Annotated in this window: 11 protein-coding genes and 1 riboswitch; of the genes, 5 read left to right on the top strand and 6 right to left on the bottom strand. The window is 74.1% G+C overall.

Annotation, left to right across the window (positions count from 1 at the left end):
- Positions 1-76 precede the first annotated feature (76 nt).
- The 3 genes from AB0J67_RS08655 to AB0J67_RS08645 all read right to left on the bottom strand — a co-directional run bounded on the left by AB0J67_RS08655 (position 77) and on the right by AB0J67_RS08645 (position 4,421).
- Positions 77-2,407, bottom strand: coding sequence for an AAA family ATPase (locus AB0J67_RS08655; RefSeq protein ID WP_363478185.1), 2,331 nt, complete (start codon positions 2,405-2,407; stop codon positions 77-79).
- Between the two features lie 117 nt (positions 2,408-2,524).
- Positions 2,525-3,268: a VOC family protein gene (locus tag AB0J67_RS08650; protein WP_363478182.1), complete on the bottom strand. Its 744-nt coding sequence runs from the start codon at positions 3,266-3,268 to the stop codon at positions 2,525-2,527.
- A gap of 109 nt (positions 3,269-3,377) precedes the next feature.
- Complete coding sequence (locus AB0J67_RS08645) at positions 3,378-4,421, bottom strand: hypothetical protein (RefSeq protein WP_363478179.1); 1,044 nt, start codon at positions 4,419-4,421, stop codon at positions 3,378-3,380.
- Between the two features lie 73 nt (positions 4,422-4,494).
- A riboswitch (ZMP/ZTP riboswitch) is annotated at positions 4,495-4,571 on the top strand.
- A gap of 22 nt (positions 4,572-4,593) precedes the next feature.
- Between AB0J67_RS08645 and AB0J67_RS08640 the strand changes: the two genes are divergently transcribed.
- Entirely contained in the window at positions 4,594-5,457 is an 864-nt protein-coding gene (locus tag AB0J67_RS08640) for a metallophosphoesterase (protein ID WP_363478177.1), read from the top strand.
- A 56-nt stretch (positions 5,458-5,513) separates the two neighbouring features.
- On the opposite strand, the gene AB0J67_RS08635 is transcribed toward AB0J67_RS08640, so the two are convergent.
- Together AB0J67_RS08635 and AB0J67_RS08630 are read right to left on the bottom strand one after the other, a co-directional pair.
- On the bottom strand, positions 5,514-6,725 hold the full coding sequence (locus tag AB0J67_RS08635; protein WP_363478174.1) for a hypothetical protein: 1,212 nt from the start codon (positions 6,723-6,725) through the stop codon (positions 5,514-5,516).
- 196 nt (positions 6,726-6,921) lie between these two features.
- On the bottom strand, positions 6,922-11,856 hold the full coding sequence (locus AB0J67_RS08630) for a ThuA domain-containing protein (protein ID WP_363478171.1): 4,935 nt from the start codon (positions 11,854-11,856) through the stop codon (positions 6,922-6,924).
- A 239-nt stretch (positions 11,857-12,095) separates the two neighbouring features.
- Here AB0J67_RS08630 and AB0J67_RS08625 point away from each other — a divergent pair, with 239 nt between their 5' ends.
- Entirely contained in the window at positions 12,096-12,977 is an 882-nt protein-coding gene (locus tag AB0J67_RS08625; RefSeq protein WP_363478168.1) for an amidohydrolase family protein, read from the top strand.
- Between the two features lie 52 nt (positions 12,978-13,029).
- Positions 13,030-13,776 carry a phosphotransferase gene (locus AB0J67_RS08620; RefSeq protein WP_363478165.1) on the top strand — a complete coding sequence of 249 codons (747 nt, stop codon included), beginning with the start codon at positions 13,030-13,032 and terminating at the stop codon, positions 13,774-13,776.
- 145 nt (positions 13,777-13,921) lie between these two features.
- On the opposite strand, the gene AB0J67_RS08615 is transcribed toward AB0J67_RS08620, so the two are convergent.
- Positions 13,922-14,905, bottom strand: coding sequence for an NAD-dependent epimerase/dehydratase family protein (locus AB0J67_RS08615; RefSeq protein WP_363478162.1), 984 nt, complete (start codon positions 14,903-14,905; stop codon positions 13,922-13,924).
- 142 nt (positions 14,906-15,047) lie between these two features.
- On the opposite strand from AB0J67_RS08615, the gene AB0J67_RS08610 reads away from it, so the two are divergent.
- Together AB0J67_RS08610 and AB0J67_RS08605 are read left to right on the top strand one after the other, a co-directional pair.
- Positions 15,048-15,695: a PadR family transcriptional regulator gene (locus AB0J67_RS08610; protein ID WP_363478159.1), complete on the top strand. Its 648-nt coding sequence runs from the start codon at positions 15,048-15,050 to the stop codon at positions 15,693-15,695.
- Between the two features lie 200 nt (positions 15,696-15,895).
- Positions 15,896-17,107, top strand: coding sequence for an FAD-dependent monooxygenase (locus AB0J67_RS08605; RefSeq protein WP_363478156.1), 1,212 nt, complete (start codon positions 15,896-15,898; stop codon positions 17,105-17,107).
- The last annotated feature ends 77 nt before the right edge of the window (positions 17,108-17,184 follow it).

Genomic DNA, 17,184 nt, shown 5'->3' with positions numbered 1-17,184 from the left:
CAGAGGGCGTCGCCGGTGTACATCCGCCGGCCGGCGGGAGCGCGTGCCGGGCCGCGCCCCCGCCGGATGGCGGACGTCACCAGTGGGACAGGTCGCCGTGGTGCAGGACGGTGAGCCGCTGGGTGGGGCGGGTCAGGGCCACGTACAGGTCGCTGTGCCCGCGCGGGGACTCGGCGACGATGCCGCCCGGGTCCACGATGACCACCGAGTCGAACTCCAGGCCCTTGGCCTGGCGTACCGACAGCACCGTCACCGCCTCGGTCAGCTCGGCCTGCCCGATCCGGGTCTGCGGCACCGCCCCCGCGACCACCGCGCCGAGCTCCTCGACCCGCCCGGCGGGCACCAGCACGCCCAGCGTGCCGTCGCCCAGCAGCGCCGCCTCCGCGCGCACCACCTCGGCCAGCCGCTCGGTGAGCGCGGCGGCGTCCACCTCGGACAGCTGCGGGGCGTGGCCGCTGTGGCGCACCGAGCGCGGCGGCTGCAGCTCCGGGTCGATGCTCTTGAGCACCTGCCCGGCCAGGTCCATGATCTCCGCCGGGGTGCGGTAGTTGACCGTCAGCTCGGTCAGCCGCCAGCGGCGCGGCACGTACGGGTCGAGCACCTGCTCCCAGGAGGTGGTCCCGGCCGGGTCGCCGGTCTGCGCGACGTCGCCGACGACCGTCATCGACCGGCTCGGGCAGCGGCGCATCAGCAGCCGCCACGCCATCGGCGACAGCTCCTGCGCCTCGTCGACGATCACGTGCCCGAACGCCCAGCGCCGGTCGGCGGCGGCCCGCTCGGCGGCGGTCAGCCGCGCCGTCTCCTCGTGCCGCTCGCCCAGCTCCAGCGCGCCGAGCACGTCGAACGCGGACAGGATCTCGGGGTCGATCTCGTCCTCGAGGTCGATGGAGCGGGAGCCGTGCAGGATCTCCAGCGCGCCCTCGGCGTACGCCAGCCGCTGCCGGCGGCGGCGTTCGGCCATCAGCTCGGCGTCGCGGTCGTCCTCGCCCAGCAGCTCGGCGGCCTCGTCGAGCAGCGGCGCGTCGGCCGGCGTCCAGGCGGCACCGCGCTCGCGGCGCAGCAGGGCGCGCTCGGCCTCGGTCAGCTCGGGTGCGGCCTTGGCCAGGCGCTCGTCACTGGCGTAGAGATCGGCCAGCAGCCGCTGCGGCGTCAGGATCGGCCACAGCCAGTCCAGCGCGGTCTGCACGTTCGGGTCGGTGGACAGCTCCCGGCGCACCTCGGCCAGGTCGGCCTCGTCGAGCAGCTGCGGGTCGCCCGGCGCGTCGTCGCCGCCCAGCGGGTCGTCGGCGTACGGGTCGGTGCCGATGCGCTCGGCCACCTGCCGCGACAGCGCGTGGATGATCTCGATGTCGAACAGCTCGCGGGCCAGGTTGTGCGGCTTGCCGCTGCGCCGGGCCTCGGCGCGGGCGTCCTCGCAGACGGCCCGGTCCAGCAGCAGCGGCTCGGAGTCGAAGACGACCTCCAGCGCGACGTCGGGCACCCGCTGCCGTTCGCGCACCGCGGCGGCCAGCACGTCGACCATCGCGGCACGGCCCTTGACCTCGGCGGCCGCGTCCGGCTCGACGCCGGTCGCGGTGACGCCGGGAAACAGGCCGCCGACGGTGCGCAGCACCACGCCGGTCTCGGCCAGCGACGGCAGCACCTGGGAGATGTACTTCAGGAACGTGGCGTTGGGGCCGACCACCAGCACCGCGCGGGTCGACAGCTCCTGGCGGTACGTGTAGAGCAGGTACGCCGCCCGGTGCAGCGCGACGGCCGTCTTGCCGGTGCCGGGGCCGCCCTGCACCACCAGCACGCCGCCCAGGTCCGCGCGGATGATCCGGTCCTGCTCGGCCTGGATGGTCTCGACGATGTCGCGCATCCGGCCGGTGCGCCCGGCGTCCATCGCCGCGAACAGCGCCGCCTCGCTGGTCAGCCCCTCGTGGTGGGGCGGCGCGGCGGCCGCGTCGGCGAGGTCGAGCACCTCGTCGTCGAGCGCGGTCACCGTGCGCCCGCTGCTGCGGATGTGCCGCCGGCGGCGTACGTCCTGCGGCGACGCGGCGGTGGCCAGGTAGAACGGCCGGGATGCGGGGGCGCGCCAGTCCACCAGCAGCGGCTCGGCGTCCTCGACCTCGGAGAAGATGCCGATGCGCCCGATGTAGCGGGCGACGCCGTCGGTCAGGTCGAGCCGGCCGAAGCACAGGCCGCTCTCCACCGCGCCCAGCGAGGCCACCCGGTCGGTGTACAGGGCGATCGTCGAGTCCCGCTGCGAGCGCTCCTGCAGGGTGCCGCCGGTCTGCAGCAGCGCCTGCGACAGCTGCTGCGAGGCACGCTCGCGCAGGCCGTCCAGCCGGTCGTAGAGGACGGAGACGTACTGCTGCTCGCGTTCGATCTCGTCGTGGTGGTCGTCAGTGGCGGCGCTTGACAAACCCGGCTCCTTCGTGTCTATAATCGAAGCCCTGAACGGCAGCCGCTTTAGCGTGCCGTTCTTTTTTGTGCTCGAACCGCCAAAGATACCGCATGGCCCGCAGCGCCACCCCGCCGATCACCGTCCGGGCAGGCCGCCGGTCTTCGGGTCGCGCGCGGTCAGGCAGTAGACGCCGCCGGCCGGGTCGCGCATCACCACCCAGCGCGCGCCGTCGGCCACGTGGGTCGCGCCGAGCTTCTCGTGCCAGGCGCGTACGCCCTCGATCTCCGAGCAGGCCAGGTCGAGGTGCGCCGAGGTGGGGCGCTGCTCGCGCAGCCGCTGCAGCAGGATGCGCACCGGCAGCTCGGCGGGCTGCTCCACGACGTGGAACTCCGGCCGCGAGCCCGGGTACGCGCCCCAGCCGGTCAGCTCGCCCCAGAACGACACCTCGGCGTCGTACGCGTCCGGGCCGACGTCGACGCACACCTGGTCCAGGCGGCTGAGCGCGCCGTCGGGCGCGGCCTGCGCCATGGGGCGGCGGAACTCGTCCTGCCACGGCACCGCGCAGAACGGCAGGCCGCCGGGCGAGCGCAGCACGGTGAACGTCGCGTGCTCGCCGACGACCGCGGCCCCGAGCTCCCGCGCCCGCCCGGCCAGGGCCGCGACGTCGTCGACGGCGAAGTCGAGGTGCGCACCGCCGCCGTCGCCGACGGCCTGCACCTTCAGGCACGGGTCGGCGCCGATCGGCAGCAGCGTGGCGAACTCGGCGCGCTCGCCGCGGCGGGCGGTCAGATGGGTGCCGGTCGCCTTCGACCAGAACGACGCGGCCTCGGTGAACAGGCCGGCGGGCCGGTCGATGAACGCGTACGTCCAGCGGATCACTTCGCTCTCCTCGCCGTGTCGGTGCGCCGAGCGTATCGGCAGCGATGCCGCCGGTGACGGTGTCACCGTGGCGTGTCACCGTCGCGGTGTCGTCGCCGTCGCGGTGGTGTCACCGGGCCGAGGCGGGATCCGCCGGTGCCGGGCCGGCCGGGACCGGGCCGACCGGGGCGTCCTGCGGCGCGGGCCGCATGGTCACCAGGTACGAGAACAGCGACAGCGCCACGCCGATGCCCAGCGCCGCCGGCCCCAGCGCGATGTCGGAGTCGGCGCCGTTGACCGGCGGGTTGCCCGCCAGCTCCGTCATCGTCCCGCCCACCAGCATGCCGAACACGAACAGCACCGCGACCGAGGCGAACACGGCGAACACCCCGAGCACGGTCAGCCCGAGCAGCGGGAACGCGCCGTGCACCCGCGGCGCCGCCACCGCGATCATCGAGGCGATGACGGCGAGGGGCACGACCTGCCCGAACAGCGGGCCCATGTCGTCGGCCACGGCGATCGCACCCGCGACGGTGGCCACGCCCGCGGCGCCCAGCGCCAGCGCGGTGTTGCGGGCAGGCCGTCCCACCACCACCGCCGCGATCGCCGCGAACAGCACGGCCAGCACCGACTTGACGGCGGTCAGCTCCGCCTCGGTCCGGATCTCGACCGGCGTGGCCGGCGAGTCCCACGGGGTGACCACGACCAGGCATGCCACGGCCAGCAGCGCGGCGGTCCCGGCGACCACGTGCCGGACCACGGCGGAGCCCTGCTCGCCGCGGGCCAGCCGGCCGGCGAGGGCGGCCGTCGCGGCGGTGAGGAGCACGGCACCGGCGGCGAGCGCGGCCACCGCGGACCAGCCCGACACGTCGGCCCGGTCCAGCGCCAGGTCCGCGGCGAGCCACCCCAGCGAGGCGAGCGCGCCGACGGCCAGCACCCGGCCCGACCAGCCGACGACCAGCACCACCGCGGCGAAGGCCAGCAGGATGGCCAGGTGCCGGATCTCCCGGGGCCAGTACGTGTTGTTGGAGGCGATGTTGGGATAGGACATGCCGTCGTCGGTGAGCCAGAAGCCCGTCGGCTGCATGATCGGCATGTACCGCGCGGACGCGAGCGCCCACGCCACCGCCGCGACCAGTCCCGCCAGCCCGCCCAGGGCGGTGCGCCACGTCATCCGCACCGCACCATCCTGAGCCATGGGCGGCCGGAAGGGAACCGCGTTGCCCGCGATCGGCGCCGGGCGTACCTTGAGCGCACACGACTGGCGCGGGTGGAGCACCACCGGGGAGTGACGGTCGGGACGTCGACCGCCTGGGCGTTCCTCACCGAGACGAGGAGCCGCGCCCGTGACCGACCGCCACCGCATCCTGCACCTGTCCGACACCCACCTGCGCCACCCCGCCGTCGACGCCGAAGCCGCCCTGGCCGGCCTGCTGCACGACGCCCGCCACGTGCCCGCCCTGGACCTGGTCGTGGTGAGCGGCGACCTCGCCGACGACGGCTCCGCCGAGGGCTGCGCGGGCGTCCGCGACCAGGTCGGCCGCTTCTGCGCCGAGCGCGGCATCCCGCACGTCTACTGCACCGGCAACCACGACACCCGCGCGGCGTTCACCGAGGTCTTCGGGTCGGGGCACCTCGCCGCCGACGGCACCGACCGGGGGCAGGCCATGCCCGGCGGCACCTGCGCCGCCGTCAGCCACGTCGGCGGGCTGCGCGTGATCACCCTGGACAGCCTGGTGCCCGGCGAGGTGCACGGCGAGCTGGGCCCGGCGCAGCTCGCCTGGCTGCGGCAGGTGCTGGCCGAGCCCGCCCCGGCCGGGTCGGTCGTCGTGCTGCACCACCCGCCGCTCGCCGTGCCCACCTCGCTGATCATGGACCGGGTGAACCTGCGCGACGGGGCCGCGCTCGCCGCGGCCGTACGCGGCTCCGACGTGCGCGCGATCCTCTGTGGCCACTTCCACCTGCAACTGTCCGGGCTGCTGGCGGGCGTGCCGGTATGGGTGACGCCCGGCGTGGTGACCAGGATCGACCTGAGCACGCCGCCGCGCCTGGAACGGGCCGTGCTCGGCGCCGCGGCGACCGTGGTCGACCTCGGCGGCCCCGCGTCACCGCTGTGCCACGTCCTGCACGCCCGCGACCCCCGCGCCGGTGAGCAGGTCTACCTGGTGGACGCGGTGTCCGGGCAGGGCGCGGCCGACGAGACGTCCTGACCGGCGTGGCCGCCTGATCGGCCTGCCCCGCGCACCACATGCGGGCGGCCGTGGCGTCAGCGCAGGGCGTACACCGCCAGCAGGCCCTGGTCGTGCTCGTTGCGGCGGCCGTACGGCCGGAGCCGGAAGCCGATCGCCTCCGGCTGCTGCACGTTCTCCAGCCGCAGCCAGCCCCGCCGGTGTGTGCCGTCCGGCAGACGCACCACGCTGTGCCCGGCGGCGGCCTGGCCGCCGGGCAGCAGGCGCGGCTCGGGCAGCGGGCGCAGCTCCTCGACGGTCGCCCGCTGGTAGGCGAGCGGGCCCGGGGGCTGTGGCGGGCCGCCCGCCCCCAGCCGGATCAGCTCGACCTGCACGGGCTCGGCGCCGCCGGGCGCGCCGACCGTGCACTCGACGTCGACCCGCCAGCGGCCGTTCGGGCGCAGCGCGCTGAGGTCGGCGACCCGCACCTCGTGGACGGCCAGGTGGTACCCGAACACCAGGTGCGGGGCGCCACCCGCGGCCAGCGAGACTCCGATCTCCGGGAAGTCCGTGAAGTCACCGCTGGCCGGAAGCTCCTTCAGCAGGGCCGGTGCCGCGCACTCGGCGGCGGGACGCCCGATGGCGGCGTAGGTGGCCTGCACCATCGCGACCAGCTCCAGCGCCTCGGCCAGCACGGCGCCCAGCTGCCGGCGCAGCTGCCGGCCGGCGGCCTCGCGGCGGTCCTCCATGCCCATCCCCACCAGCCTGAGCCAGGTCCGCTCGGCACCGGTGAGCGACTGCTGCAGCGCGTCGACGAACCTCTGCTCGCCCGGGTGGGTCCAGTCGTCGCGGGCCGCCAGTGCGCCGTGCAGTGCCGCGCGCCGCGCGCGGTCGAGGCTGGCCAGCGCGCCCGGCACCGACCGGTTCAGCATCCACACCAGGGCGATGTGCCAGTGCGCGAGCACCTCCGAGCGCGGGTCGACGGCCTTGGTGGAGGCGTCCCGGAACCGGTTGAGCGCCTCGTGCAGCAGCCGGTCGCGGTGGTCGGGCGGGCACCAGTCGGCCCGCGCCTCCTCGAGGAAGTCCAGGCCCGCGCGCAGCAGGTCGCCGGAGGCGGCGGCCCGGTCGTTCGCGATCGACTGCTCGATCCGCGCCAGCGTCTGCTCGGTGGTGGGCCGCTCCGCCGTCAGCGCCTGCAGCACCGAGCCGATCACCCCGGACCAGTCCTTCGCGTCGAGCGCGCCGCCGGTGAACAGTGCCTGGATCGCGGGACCGGCGAGCACACTGAGCACGAAGCTGAACGGTTCCACTGCGGAGGCCTCCCTGGGTCGGTGCCCTCCTTCCTATGGCCACGCCAGGTCCGGGGGCATAGGCCGACCGGGCAGGTGTCCGGGTAATCCCGGCACACCTGCCCGGCCTCATGACGCCGCGTTCGGTCCTGTCCGTCCGCTCGCGACGCGGTCCTCACCCCTTCGCGCAGGGCGAGAAGACCGATGGCGCAGCCCGTTACGCGCCGGGCGTCCCGATGACCTGGAAGTCCGACAGCTGCCCGGCGGGCCAGCCGGTGTTGGCCGTGAAGTTCAGCCGGACGTACCGCGCCGACGTGCCGGCGGGCAGGCTGATCGTCACGGTGTTGGCCGACGGGTTGAACTGGTACGCCGCCGACGCCACGACCGTGCTGTAGGTGGACCCGTTCGTGCTGCCCAGCACGGACAGCGTCTGGGTGCGGGCACCCCACGCCGCGGGCAGTTTGAGCACGACCGTGGTCAGCGCCGAGGTGCTGCCCAGGTCGACCGTGATCGCCTGCGGGAACGCGTTGTTGGGGCTCTCCCAGTACGAGTTCGCGTCACCGTCGACAGCGTTGCCGGGCACGTAGTTCTGCACGTGACCGGCGGTGACGGGCTTGTTCAGCGCCAGGTTGACGGGGGTCGCGGTGGTGCCGGTGCCGGTCAGCCCGACGGTCAGCGTCGGGTTGGACGCGCTGCTGGACACCGTCAGGGTGCCGGTCTTCGCACCCGCCGAGGCGGGGTTGAAGGCGACGGTGACGGTGCAGCTCGCCCCGGCGGCCAGGGACGCCCCGCAGCCGTTGGCCGACAGGCTGAACCCGGTGCCGGACACGGTGACCGACGAGATCGAGGCGGTGGTCCCGCCCGTGTTGCTGAGCTGCGTCGTCCGCGTCACCGAGCCCCCGACGGCCGTGTTGGGGAACGCGATGCTCGCCGGGTTGGCCGCCAGCGTGGCCGGCTGCTGCACGGTCGTGCCGGTGCCGGTCAGGTTGACGGTCAGGGACGGGTTGGTGGCGTTGCTGCTCACCGTGAGCGTGCCGGTCTTCGCGCCCGCCGAGGTGGGCGTGAAGGTGACCGTGACCGTGCAGCTCGCCCCGGCCGCCAGCGTCGCGCCGCAGTTGTTCGTCTGCGCGAACTGGCTCGACGCGGCGACCGCGGAGATGCTCGCCGTCGCGGTGCCGGTGTTGGTCACGGTGACGGTCCGGCCGCCGCTGGTCGTGTTCACGTTCTGGTTGCCGAACGCGACCGAGGTCGGGTTCGGGGTCAGCGTCGCCGACCCCGGCGGGTTGCCGCCACCGAAGATCTGCAGCTCGGACACCTGCGCGGCCGGCCAGCCGGTGTTCGCCGTGACGGTGACGCGCAGGTAGCGCACCGACGCCGCGGTGAACGTCGCGGTGGCCGTGTTGCCGGTGGCCGGGTCGAACAGGTAGCCGGCCGACGCCTTCAGCGTGCTGAAGGTGCTGCCGTCGGTGCTGCCGGTGATGCTCAGCGTCTGGGTGCGCGCACCCCACGCCGACGACGGCGGCAGCTTGAGCGTCACCGAGCTGACCTGCTTGGCGCTGCCCAGATCCGCCTGCAGCCACTGCGGGAACGCGTTGTTGTTGGACTCCCAGTAGCTGCCCGTGTTGTTGTCGTTGGCGGCCGAGGCGGGGAAGCCGCCGTTGCTGGTGGAGGCCGACATCGACGCGCCGATGGCGAGGTTGGTGCTGCCGTCGACGCCGGTGCCGGTCAGCGTTACCGCCAGCGGCTGCGGCGTGGTGGAGTTCGCCACCGACAGGGCGCCGTGCTGCGCCCCGGCCGCGGTCGGCGCGAAGCGCACGCTGACCGTGCAGGACGCGCCCGCCGCCAGCGAGCTGGTGCAGGTGCTGGTCTGCGTGTACGGCCCGCTGACGCTGATCGAGGTGATCGCGGCGGCGGTCGAGCCGGGGTTGCTCACCGTGACGGTCTGCGCCGCCGTGGTGGAGCCGACCGCGGCGGAGCCGAACGCCAGGCTGCCCGGCGTGACCTGCAGCTGCGAGCCGTCGGCGACGCCCTGCCCGAGGAAGTCCACCCAGTTCACGTTGAAGATCGAGCCCTGGCCGCTGTTGCCGACCGGGTTCTTCGCGACCAGGTAGAGCGGGCCGGACACGGTGCTGGTGGACAGGGTGGCGGTGGCGTCGGCGTAGGTCTGCCAGCCGCCGGTGCCGCCGAACGTCGCGGTGCCGACCAGCGGGCCGTCCGGCGCGCCGGTGCGGACCTCGATCCGGCCGCCGTCGCCGGGCGAGGCCACCCGGAACCGGGCCGCGGTGATGTTGCGCAGGTTGGCCGGGGTGTACGACCAGTAGTCGCCGTCCTCGATGAAGCCGATGTTCTGGAAGCCGCCCAGCGGGTCGGAGGTGGTCTCCCGCTGCACGCCCGGGTCGCCGCCGCCGATCGCGCCGGGCGCCCGGCCGGTGGTGTTGAAGAACTCGGCCTGCTTGTGCTTGGGCTGCAGCTTGATGGTGGCCCGCCCGGTCTGCGCCCCGCCGCCGCCGGGCCCGCCGAGGTCGGTGTACACGGCCTCGATGACGCCGAAGATGTCCGCGTCGTCACCGTGCCCGGTGCCCATCGACGTCTGCACGACGCCCGTGCAGCCGCTGTACGACTGCAACGGGTGCGCGTGGGCGTCGTGGCCCAGGTAGTACTGCAACGTCACCCGCGAGCAGTTGATCGCCCCGTCCTCCGGGTCGGTGACGCTGACGGTGTACCGGATCGGGTCGCCCCAGGCGAAGAAGCCGCCGTCGGCGGGCGCGGTCAGCGTCACCGTCGGCGCCGTGTTGCCCACGGTGATCGGGACGTTGGCCACGGCGCTGCGCCCGCCGGGGTCGCGCACCGTGAGCTGGGCGGTGTAGCTGCCCGCGGCCGTGTACGTGTGCGACGGGTTGGCCGCGGTCGAGGTGCCGCCGTCGCCGAACGTCCACGCGTACGTGATGGGCTGCCCGGCCGGGTCGCGCGACCCGGCGCTGGAGAACTGCACGGTCAGCGGCACGCCGCCCGAGGTCGGGGTGCCGGTCGCGACCGCGATCGGGTTCTGGTCGCCCGCGGTGTAGTCGATGCGGTAGACGCCGGAGTCGGCGTTGTTGCCGCCGAAGCCGGTGCCCCACTCGATGAGGTAGAGCGCGCCGTCCGGGCCGAACTCCATGTCCATCGGGCGCAGGAAGCTCATGGAGGAGAACAGCTGGTTGATGTCGACCAGCGCCTTGCCGTTCGGGGTGACCTGCATGGTGTAGAGCTTGTTCTGGTTCCACTCGCCGAAGATCGCCTTGCCGTCGTAGTACGCGGGCCACTTGCGGTCCGAGGCCGACGCGGCGCTGTAGCGGTAGACCGGCCCGCCCATCGGGGCGCCGCCGCCGCCGATCTCCGGGAACAGCGGGTTGCCGCCGTAGTCGTAGTCCACCGTGGCGGGCAGCGCCAGGGGCAGGTTGGTCAGGCCGGTGTTGTTCGGCGAGTTGTTCACCGGCGCCGCGCAGTTGAACTTCGGCCCGCTCGGGCCGGACGGGAACGTGTAGTCGTTGTAGGCGTAGTTCGCGCCGGCGCAGTACGGCCAGCCGTAGTTGCCCGCCTGCCCGACGATGTTCCACTCCACGGTGCCCTCGGGGCCGCGGTTGGGGTCGGCTGCGCCCGCGTCGGGGCCGTAGTCGGCGACGTACAGCGTGCTGGTCGCCGGGTCGGTGCCGATGCGGAACGGGTTGCGAAAGCCCATCGCGTAGATCTCGGGCCGGGTCAGCGCCGTGCCCGGCGCGAACAGGTTGCCCGCCGGCACGGTGTACGTGCCGTCGGCCTGCGGCTTGATCCGCAGCACCTTGCCGCGCAGGTCGTTGGTGTTGGCCGAGCTCTTCTGCGCGTCGAAGTCGGACCGGCCGGCCCGCTCGTCCAGCGGCGAGTAGCTGTTGGACTCGAACGGGTTGGTGTTGTCGCCGGTGGCCAGGTAGAGGTTGCCTGCCGCGTCGAACGTCATCGAGCCGCCCGCGTGGCAGCAGGTGTTGCGCTGCGTCGCGACCTGGAGCAGCACCTTCTCGGTGGCCAGGTTGACGGTGTCGCCGGTGACGGTGAACCGCGAGAGCTGGTTGCGGGCCGAGCCGCTGGTGGGGGAGTAGTACAGGTAGATGAAGCCGTTGCTCGCGAAGGCCGGGTCCAGGCGCATGCCGAGCAGGCCGTCCTCGTTGCCGGTGAACACCGGCAGGGTCGCCGCGGTCACCGTGGTGCCGGTGCTCGGCTTGATGATCTGCAGGCGGCCGTCGCGCTCGATGTAGAACACGCGGCCGTCGGGGGCCACGTCCAGCTCCATCGGGTTGTTGGTGTTGCTGTCCAGCGTGACCTTCTGGAAGCTCTGCGGCCGCGTGGCGGTGCAGTCGCCGGCGACCTGCCCGGCGGCGGTGCGGATGCCGCCGAGCAGGTGGTTGAGGAAGGCCGTGTCGCTGTAGGACGCGATGGTGTGCCCGAGCGCGGTGTACCAGGAGCGGCCGCCGTCGTACGGCTTGCACCAGGCGACCGGGTGGTCGGCGCCCATCGCCGAGCCGCCCGGGGCGTAGCTGCGCTCGTCCAGGCTCGCCAGCACGTGCGCATTCGTCCGAGGATTCGTCTGGAACGAGTACCACTCGTCCAGGCGCGACCAGGTCGGGCTCAGGTGCGCCGTGGACGGGTGCGCCGGGTCCTCGACCTTGACCGTGGCGGTCTGCTCGGCCGGGTGGCTGGAGAAGTACGCGCCGACCAGGCTGCCGTACCAGGCCCAGCCGTACTCGGTGTCCGCGGCGGCGTGCACGCCCGCGTAGCCGCCGCCGGCCCGGATGTAGCGCTCGAACGCGGCCTGCTGGTTGGCGTCCAGCACGTCGCCGGTGGTGGACAGGAACACCACGGTCGCGTACTTGGCCAGGTTCGTGTCGGTGAACACGGTCGCGTCCTCGGTGGCGTCGACGGTGAACCCGTTGGCCGTGCCGAGGTTGCGGATGGCCGTGACACCGGCCGGGATCGAGTCGTGGCGGAACCCTGCGGTCTTGGAGAAGACCAGCACCGAGTACGGCGCCGCGTCGGCGCGCTGCGGCGTGGCGGCGAGCCCGGCCGCGACCAGCACGGCGATCACGAGCAGGCGCAGCAGCCTGGCCAGGGGTGGATGCAGGGACGGTGACGCGAGGGGCATGGAGAGTCTCCTCGTCGGGGACGGACGGCGGAAACCCCTGGCGCGGGTGAGCGGCCCCGGAGGGGAGGCGGAGCACGGGACTTCGGAAAGCACCGATGTTTCGAAGCAGTCACAAATTTGCACCTGTGAAGCGATTGCTGTCAACGCATCACGCAGAAATTGCACGTGCCATGTCGAAATCCAGGAGTCGATTCGCGTGTCCGTCCCGGTCGCGGCCACCCGGTCGGTACCGTCGTCCGGTGGGGCCGATCATGGACTGCAACGTCCACCTCTGGGACCAGCGCGACGACCCGGTGTTCTGGCTCGCCGACCGCACCATGCTGCGCGGCATGCTCGGCGACTACGACGGCCTGCCGGAGGTGTACCGGCTCGCCGACTACCTCGCCGAGACCGCCGGGCACCAGGTGCGCGGCGTGGTCTGGTCCGACGCCGGCGCCGCCGACCCGCTGCACGCGGCCGCCTGGGCCCAGCACCAGGCTGAGGGGCACGACGTCGAGCTGTGGCTGGTCACCCTCGCCGACCCAGCCTCGGCCGGCTGGCCCGCCTTCGTCCGCAGCTTCGCCGAGCTGGACCGCGCCGCCGGGGTGCGGGTGCGCCTGGTCGCGGCGCTCGCCGGCGGGACGGCGCCAGCCGACGACGCCCAGGTCAAGGCACACCTGGCGGGGCTGGCCGAGCACGGCCTCACGCTCACCGTCGAGTGCTCCGGCGACCAGCTCGGCGAGGTGGCCCGGCTGGCCCGCGAGCTGCCGCGGGTGCGCGTCGTGGTCGACCACCTCGGCTGGCCCGGCGACCTGACCGAGGCCGGGCTGCGCACCCACGCCGCGGCGCTGCGGGAGGTGGCGGCGGCGCCGAACACCGCCACCCGCATCGACGCGCTCGGCACCGTCTTCGGCGACTGGACGGCCGACCGGGTGCGGCCGTGGCTGCTGTCCGCACTGGACGCGTTCGGGCCGCAGCGCTGCATGCTCGGCTCGGACCTGCCCATCGAGCGCCTGCGCGGCGGCTTCGCCCACGCGTACGAGGCGTACGAGGCGGTCTTCGCCGGCTGCACGGCCGCCGAGCGCGCCGCCCTCCGCCACGACACCGCCGCGACCTGGTACGGCGACGGGCCGGTGGGCTAGCGCATCACGTCCCGCACCGCGCTGTCCCCGCCCTTGCACTAGCCTGCGGGGAATGCTGATCGAGGAGCCGCTGCCCGGCAACGTGACCGCCGGTGTGGTGCGGGTGGGCGACACGGTGCGGCGGCCGTCCGGTCCGTGGACCGAGGGCGTGGACGCGTTCCTGCTCCACCTGCACGAGGCGGGGTTCATCGGCGCGCCGCGCCCGCTGGGCCGCGACGAGCAGGGCCGCCAGGTGCTGGAGTACGTGCGCGGCGAGCTGTGCGACCACACCGGCACGTTCACCCCGGCGGAGCTGGGGGAGATCGGCCGGATGCTGCGCGACCTGCACGACGCCGCGGCCTCGTTCGCGCCGCCGCCGGGAGCCCGCTGGGAGACCGCGATCCCTGCCGAGGGCGCCGACCTGGTCTGCCACAACGACGTCGCGCCGTGGAACCTGGTCCGCGCCGAGCGGGGCTGGGTGCTCATCGACTGGGACGCCGCCGCGCCCGCCTCCCGCCGGTGGGATCTGGCGTACGCCGCGCAGAGCATGGCCGGGCTGCGGCCGGAGCGCGACCCGGCCGGCGCGGCCGCCCGCCTGCGCGCGTTCACCGACGGCTACCGCCTCGAACCCGCCGACGGCCCGGCGCTGGCCGCCACCCTCGGCCGCCGCGCCCGCGCCATGTACGACCTGCTGGAGACCGGCGCGCGGGAGAACCGGCAGCCCTGGGCGCGGATCTTCACCGAGGACGGCCCCTACTGGCGCGACACCGCCGCCTACCTCGACGAGCACCGCGCCGTCTGGGAGCGCGCGCTGCGCTGACCCGCCTGCCACGACCCGGCCGACTGCGCGCAGCGTCCTGTCGGCTCTTCCCCGCGCAGGTGTATCCGTTCGCGCTCCATCAGGTCGTGTCCGCCTTCGACCACCGCGGCTCCACCTGGAAGATGCCGCGCACAGGATGGGCGGGTCAGCAAGCGTGGCGGAGGAGCTCAGCTTCCCGGTCGGGGCCGAGGCCCGCGGGGCCGTCGTGGGCGCTCGGGCGCAGCCACGCCCAGGTGTCGGCGACCGTCTCGGCGATCGGGCGGCAGCGCAGGCCGGCCGCGTACGCCCGGTCGGCGGCGGTCTCGTGCAGGCCGCGCACCGGCGACCCCTCCGGTATCCAGATCGGCAGCTCCGACCAGGGCAGCACGCCGGCCGCCAGGACCGCGCCGGGCGGCACCCAGCGCAGCCGCGCGCCCGAGCCGGTCGCGTCCCGGCAGGACGCCAGCAGCGCGCCCATCGTGGTGTGGCCGGGCGGGCTCACCGCGTTGAACGTGCCGCCCCGCCCGGCGGCCGCGGCGTCCAGCAGCCAGCGGGCCAGGTCACGCACGTCGACGTACTGCACAGGCAGGCCGGGCGGACCGGGCACGGGGACGTCGCCGCCGCGGGCGAGGCGCCGCAGCCACCAGACGAGGCGCTCGGGATGCTCACGGGGGCCCAGCACCAGGCCGGGCCGGACGATCAGGGCGCGCTCGCCGAACGCGGCCCGCACCCGCCGCTCCGCGCCGGCCTTCAGCTGCCCGAACGTCGCCCGCTCCGGTGCGGTGCCGGCCGGCGGCGCGGCCACCAGCGCGGACTCCTCGACGAGGCCGGGCGCCGACAGGTCGCGGTAGACCGAGCGGCTGGAGACGTACACGTAACGGCCGGCCGACGCGGCGAGCGCGGTCGCGGCACGGTCGACGACCTCCGGCGGGCCGTCCCAGGTGTCCAGCACGAGGTCCCACCGCCGCCGGGCAGCCTCGGCCACGACCGGACCAGCCGCGTCGGTGCGGTCGCCGAGCAGCGACTCGACCTGGGCGGGCGGGGCGGCCGTGCCCCGGTGCAGGGCGGTCACCCGCCAGCCGCGGGCCACGGCGCCGGCGGCCACGGCCCGTCCCAGGAACCGCGTGCCGCCGAGGATCAGAAGCCGCATGCCCGGAGGCTAGCGGACGGGCGATGCGGCGTCCGGCCGCCGGCAGGGCGCTTTCCGGACGTGCTGGCGGACGGCTCGTTCGGATGCGTATACTCGTTTGCGAGTAGTCAAGTCTGACTAAGTAGCGGCAGAGGAGGGGGCAGTGGCGAAGCGGCGCGCGGTGGGCAACCTGATGGCGCTGGCGGTGCTGTCCGCGCTCGTCCAGCAGCCGATGCACCCGTACCAGATGGCCTCGGTCCTGAAAGAGCACGGCAAGGACCGCAACATGAAGATCAAGTGGGGTTCGCTCTACACGGTCGTGCAGAACCTGGAGAAGCACGGCCTGGTCGAGGCGACCGACACCGTCCGCCAGGGCGCCCGCCCGGAGCGCACGGTCTACACGATCACCGAGGCGGGCCGGGCCGAGCTGGTGGACTGGGTGCGCGAGCTGATCTCCACCCCGGAGCCGGAGCAGTCCCGGTTCACGGCCGGGCTGTCGGTGATGGCGGTGCTGTCGCCGGGCGAGGCCGCCGAGCTGCTGGCCCAGCGGCTGACCGTGCTCGAACGGGAGCTGGCCGACAAGCGCGCCGCGCTCACCGAGGCCGCCCGCGAGGTGCCCCGGCTGTTCCTGGTCGAGGAGGAGTACGAGCTGGCCGTGGCCGGGGCCGAGACGGCCTTCGTGCGCGGGCTGCTCGGCGAGCTGACCAGCGGCGAGTTCCCCGGCCTGGCGGACTGGCAGGCGTTCAGCGAGACCGGCAAGGTGCCGCCCGAGCTGGCGGAGCTGATGGAGAGGGGGCTGCACCCGCAGTAGCCCCGAACAGAGACGGTCTCCGGCGCGGTGCGCCAACACCCCGCCGGAGACCTCGACCCTCGCACCGAACCACCAGGGACCGGCCACGAGAGGTGGCAACCGCAAGGATAGCCGGGTTCCCCCTGGGCGGTTCGGACGCGCACGAGTCCATACCGGCGCCGGTCAACCGTGACCGGCGGAATGACCCCTGGGAGAACACAATGACGAAGGTGAAGACCGCCCTGGTCGTGGGCGGCGGCATCGCCGGCCCGGTCGCCGCGATGGCCCTGCGGCAGGCGGGCATCGAGGCGACGGTGTACGAGGCGTACGACAGCACCGCCGAAGGCGTCGGCGGCGGCCTGAGCATCGCGCCCAACGGGCTGCGGGCCCTGTCGGTGATCGGCGCCGACGACGCGGTGCGCGCCGTCGGGCTACCCATGGACACCATCGTGATCCACAGCTGGACCGGCAAGCGGCTGGCCGCGTTCGGCGGCCCGAGTGGCATGGAGCCGCAGCGGTTCGTGATGCGGCCCGACCTCTACCGAGCGCTCTACGCCGAGGCGGCGCGCCGCGGGATCGCCGTCGCGCACGGCAAGCGCCTGGTCTCGGCCGAGCACCTCGGCCCGCAGGGCTCCCCGACCGGGGTGCGGGCGCACTTCGCCGACGGCACCTCCGCCGAGGCCGATGTGCTCATCGGTGCCGACGGCATCCGCTCCACGGTGCGTACGATCATCGACCCGGCCGCGCCGCAGCCGCGTTACACCGGGCTGATCGGCTTCGGCTGCTGGTCCGACGACACCGGCCTGCCGTCCACGGGCGACGCCATGTACATGATGTTCGGCAAGCGGGCGTTCTTCGGCTACCAGGTCTTCGACGACGGGCGCTGCGGCTGGTTCGCCAACCTCCCGCACCCCAGACCGATGTCCTGGTCGGAGGCCAACCGGACCAGCCCGGCCGAGTGGCTGCGGGTGCTCACCGCCGCGTTCGCCGACGACCGGATGCCCGTGCTCGACATCCTGCGCAAGGCCGACCTGTCGGAGTTCGTCGCCATCGGCGGCATGGAGGACATCCCGCGCGTGCCGACCTGGCATCGTGGGCGGATGGTGCTGGTCGGCGACGCCGCGCACGCCACGTCGCCGTCGTCCGGGCAGGGCGCGTCGCTGGCCGCCGAAAGCGCGGTGCAGCTCGCCCGCTGCCTGCGCGACCTGCCCGCCGAGCAGGCGTTCACCGTGTACGAAGGGCTGCGCCGGGAGCGGGTGGAGAAGATCATCGCCGCAGCGGCGCGTACCAACAGCGACAAGGCCGCCGGGCCCATCGCGCGGGTGCTACGCGACCTGCTGCTGCCGACGGCGATGAAGCTGCTGGCCAAGCCGGAGAAGATGGCCTGGCAGTTCGACCACCGCATCGACTGGGACACCCCCGCCACCGCCTGACCCAACCCACCTCCCACGCCTTCCGCGCCGGGCCACGCCGCGCCGGGCCACGCCGCGCCGGGCCACGCCGCGCCGGG

Source organism: Catellatospora sp. NPDC049609, assembly GCF_040675365.1.
Lineage (GTDB): Bacteria > Actinomycetota > Actinomycetes > Mycobacteriales > Micromonosporaceae > Catellatospora.
Note: the sequence above shows the minus strand (reverse complement) of the source record. Positions and strands in the feature narration are given on the sequence as shown.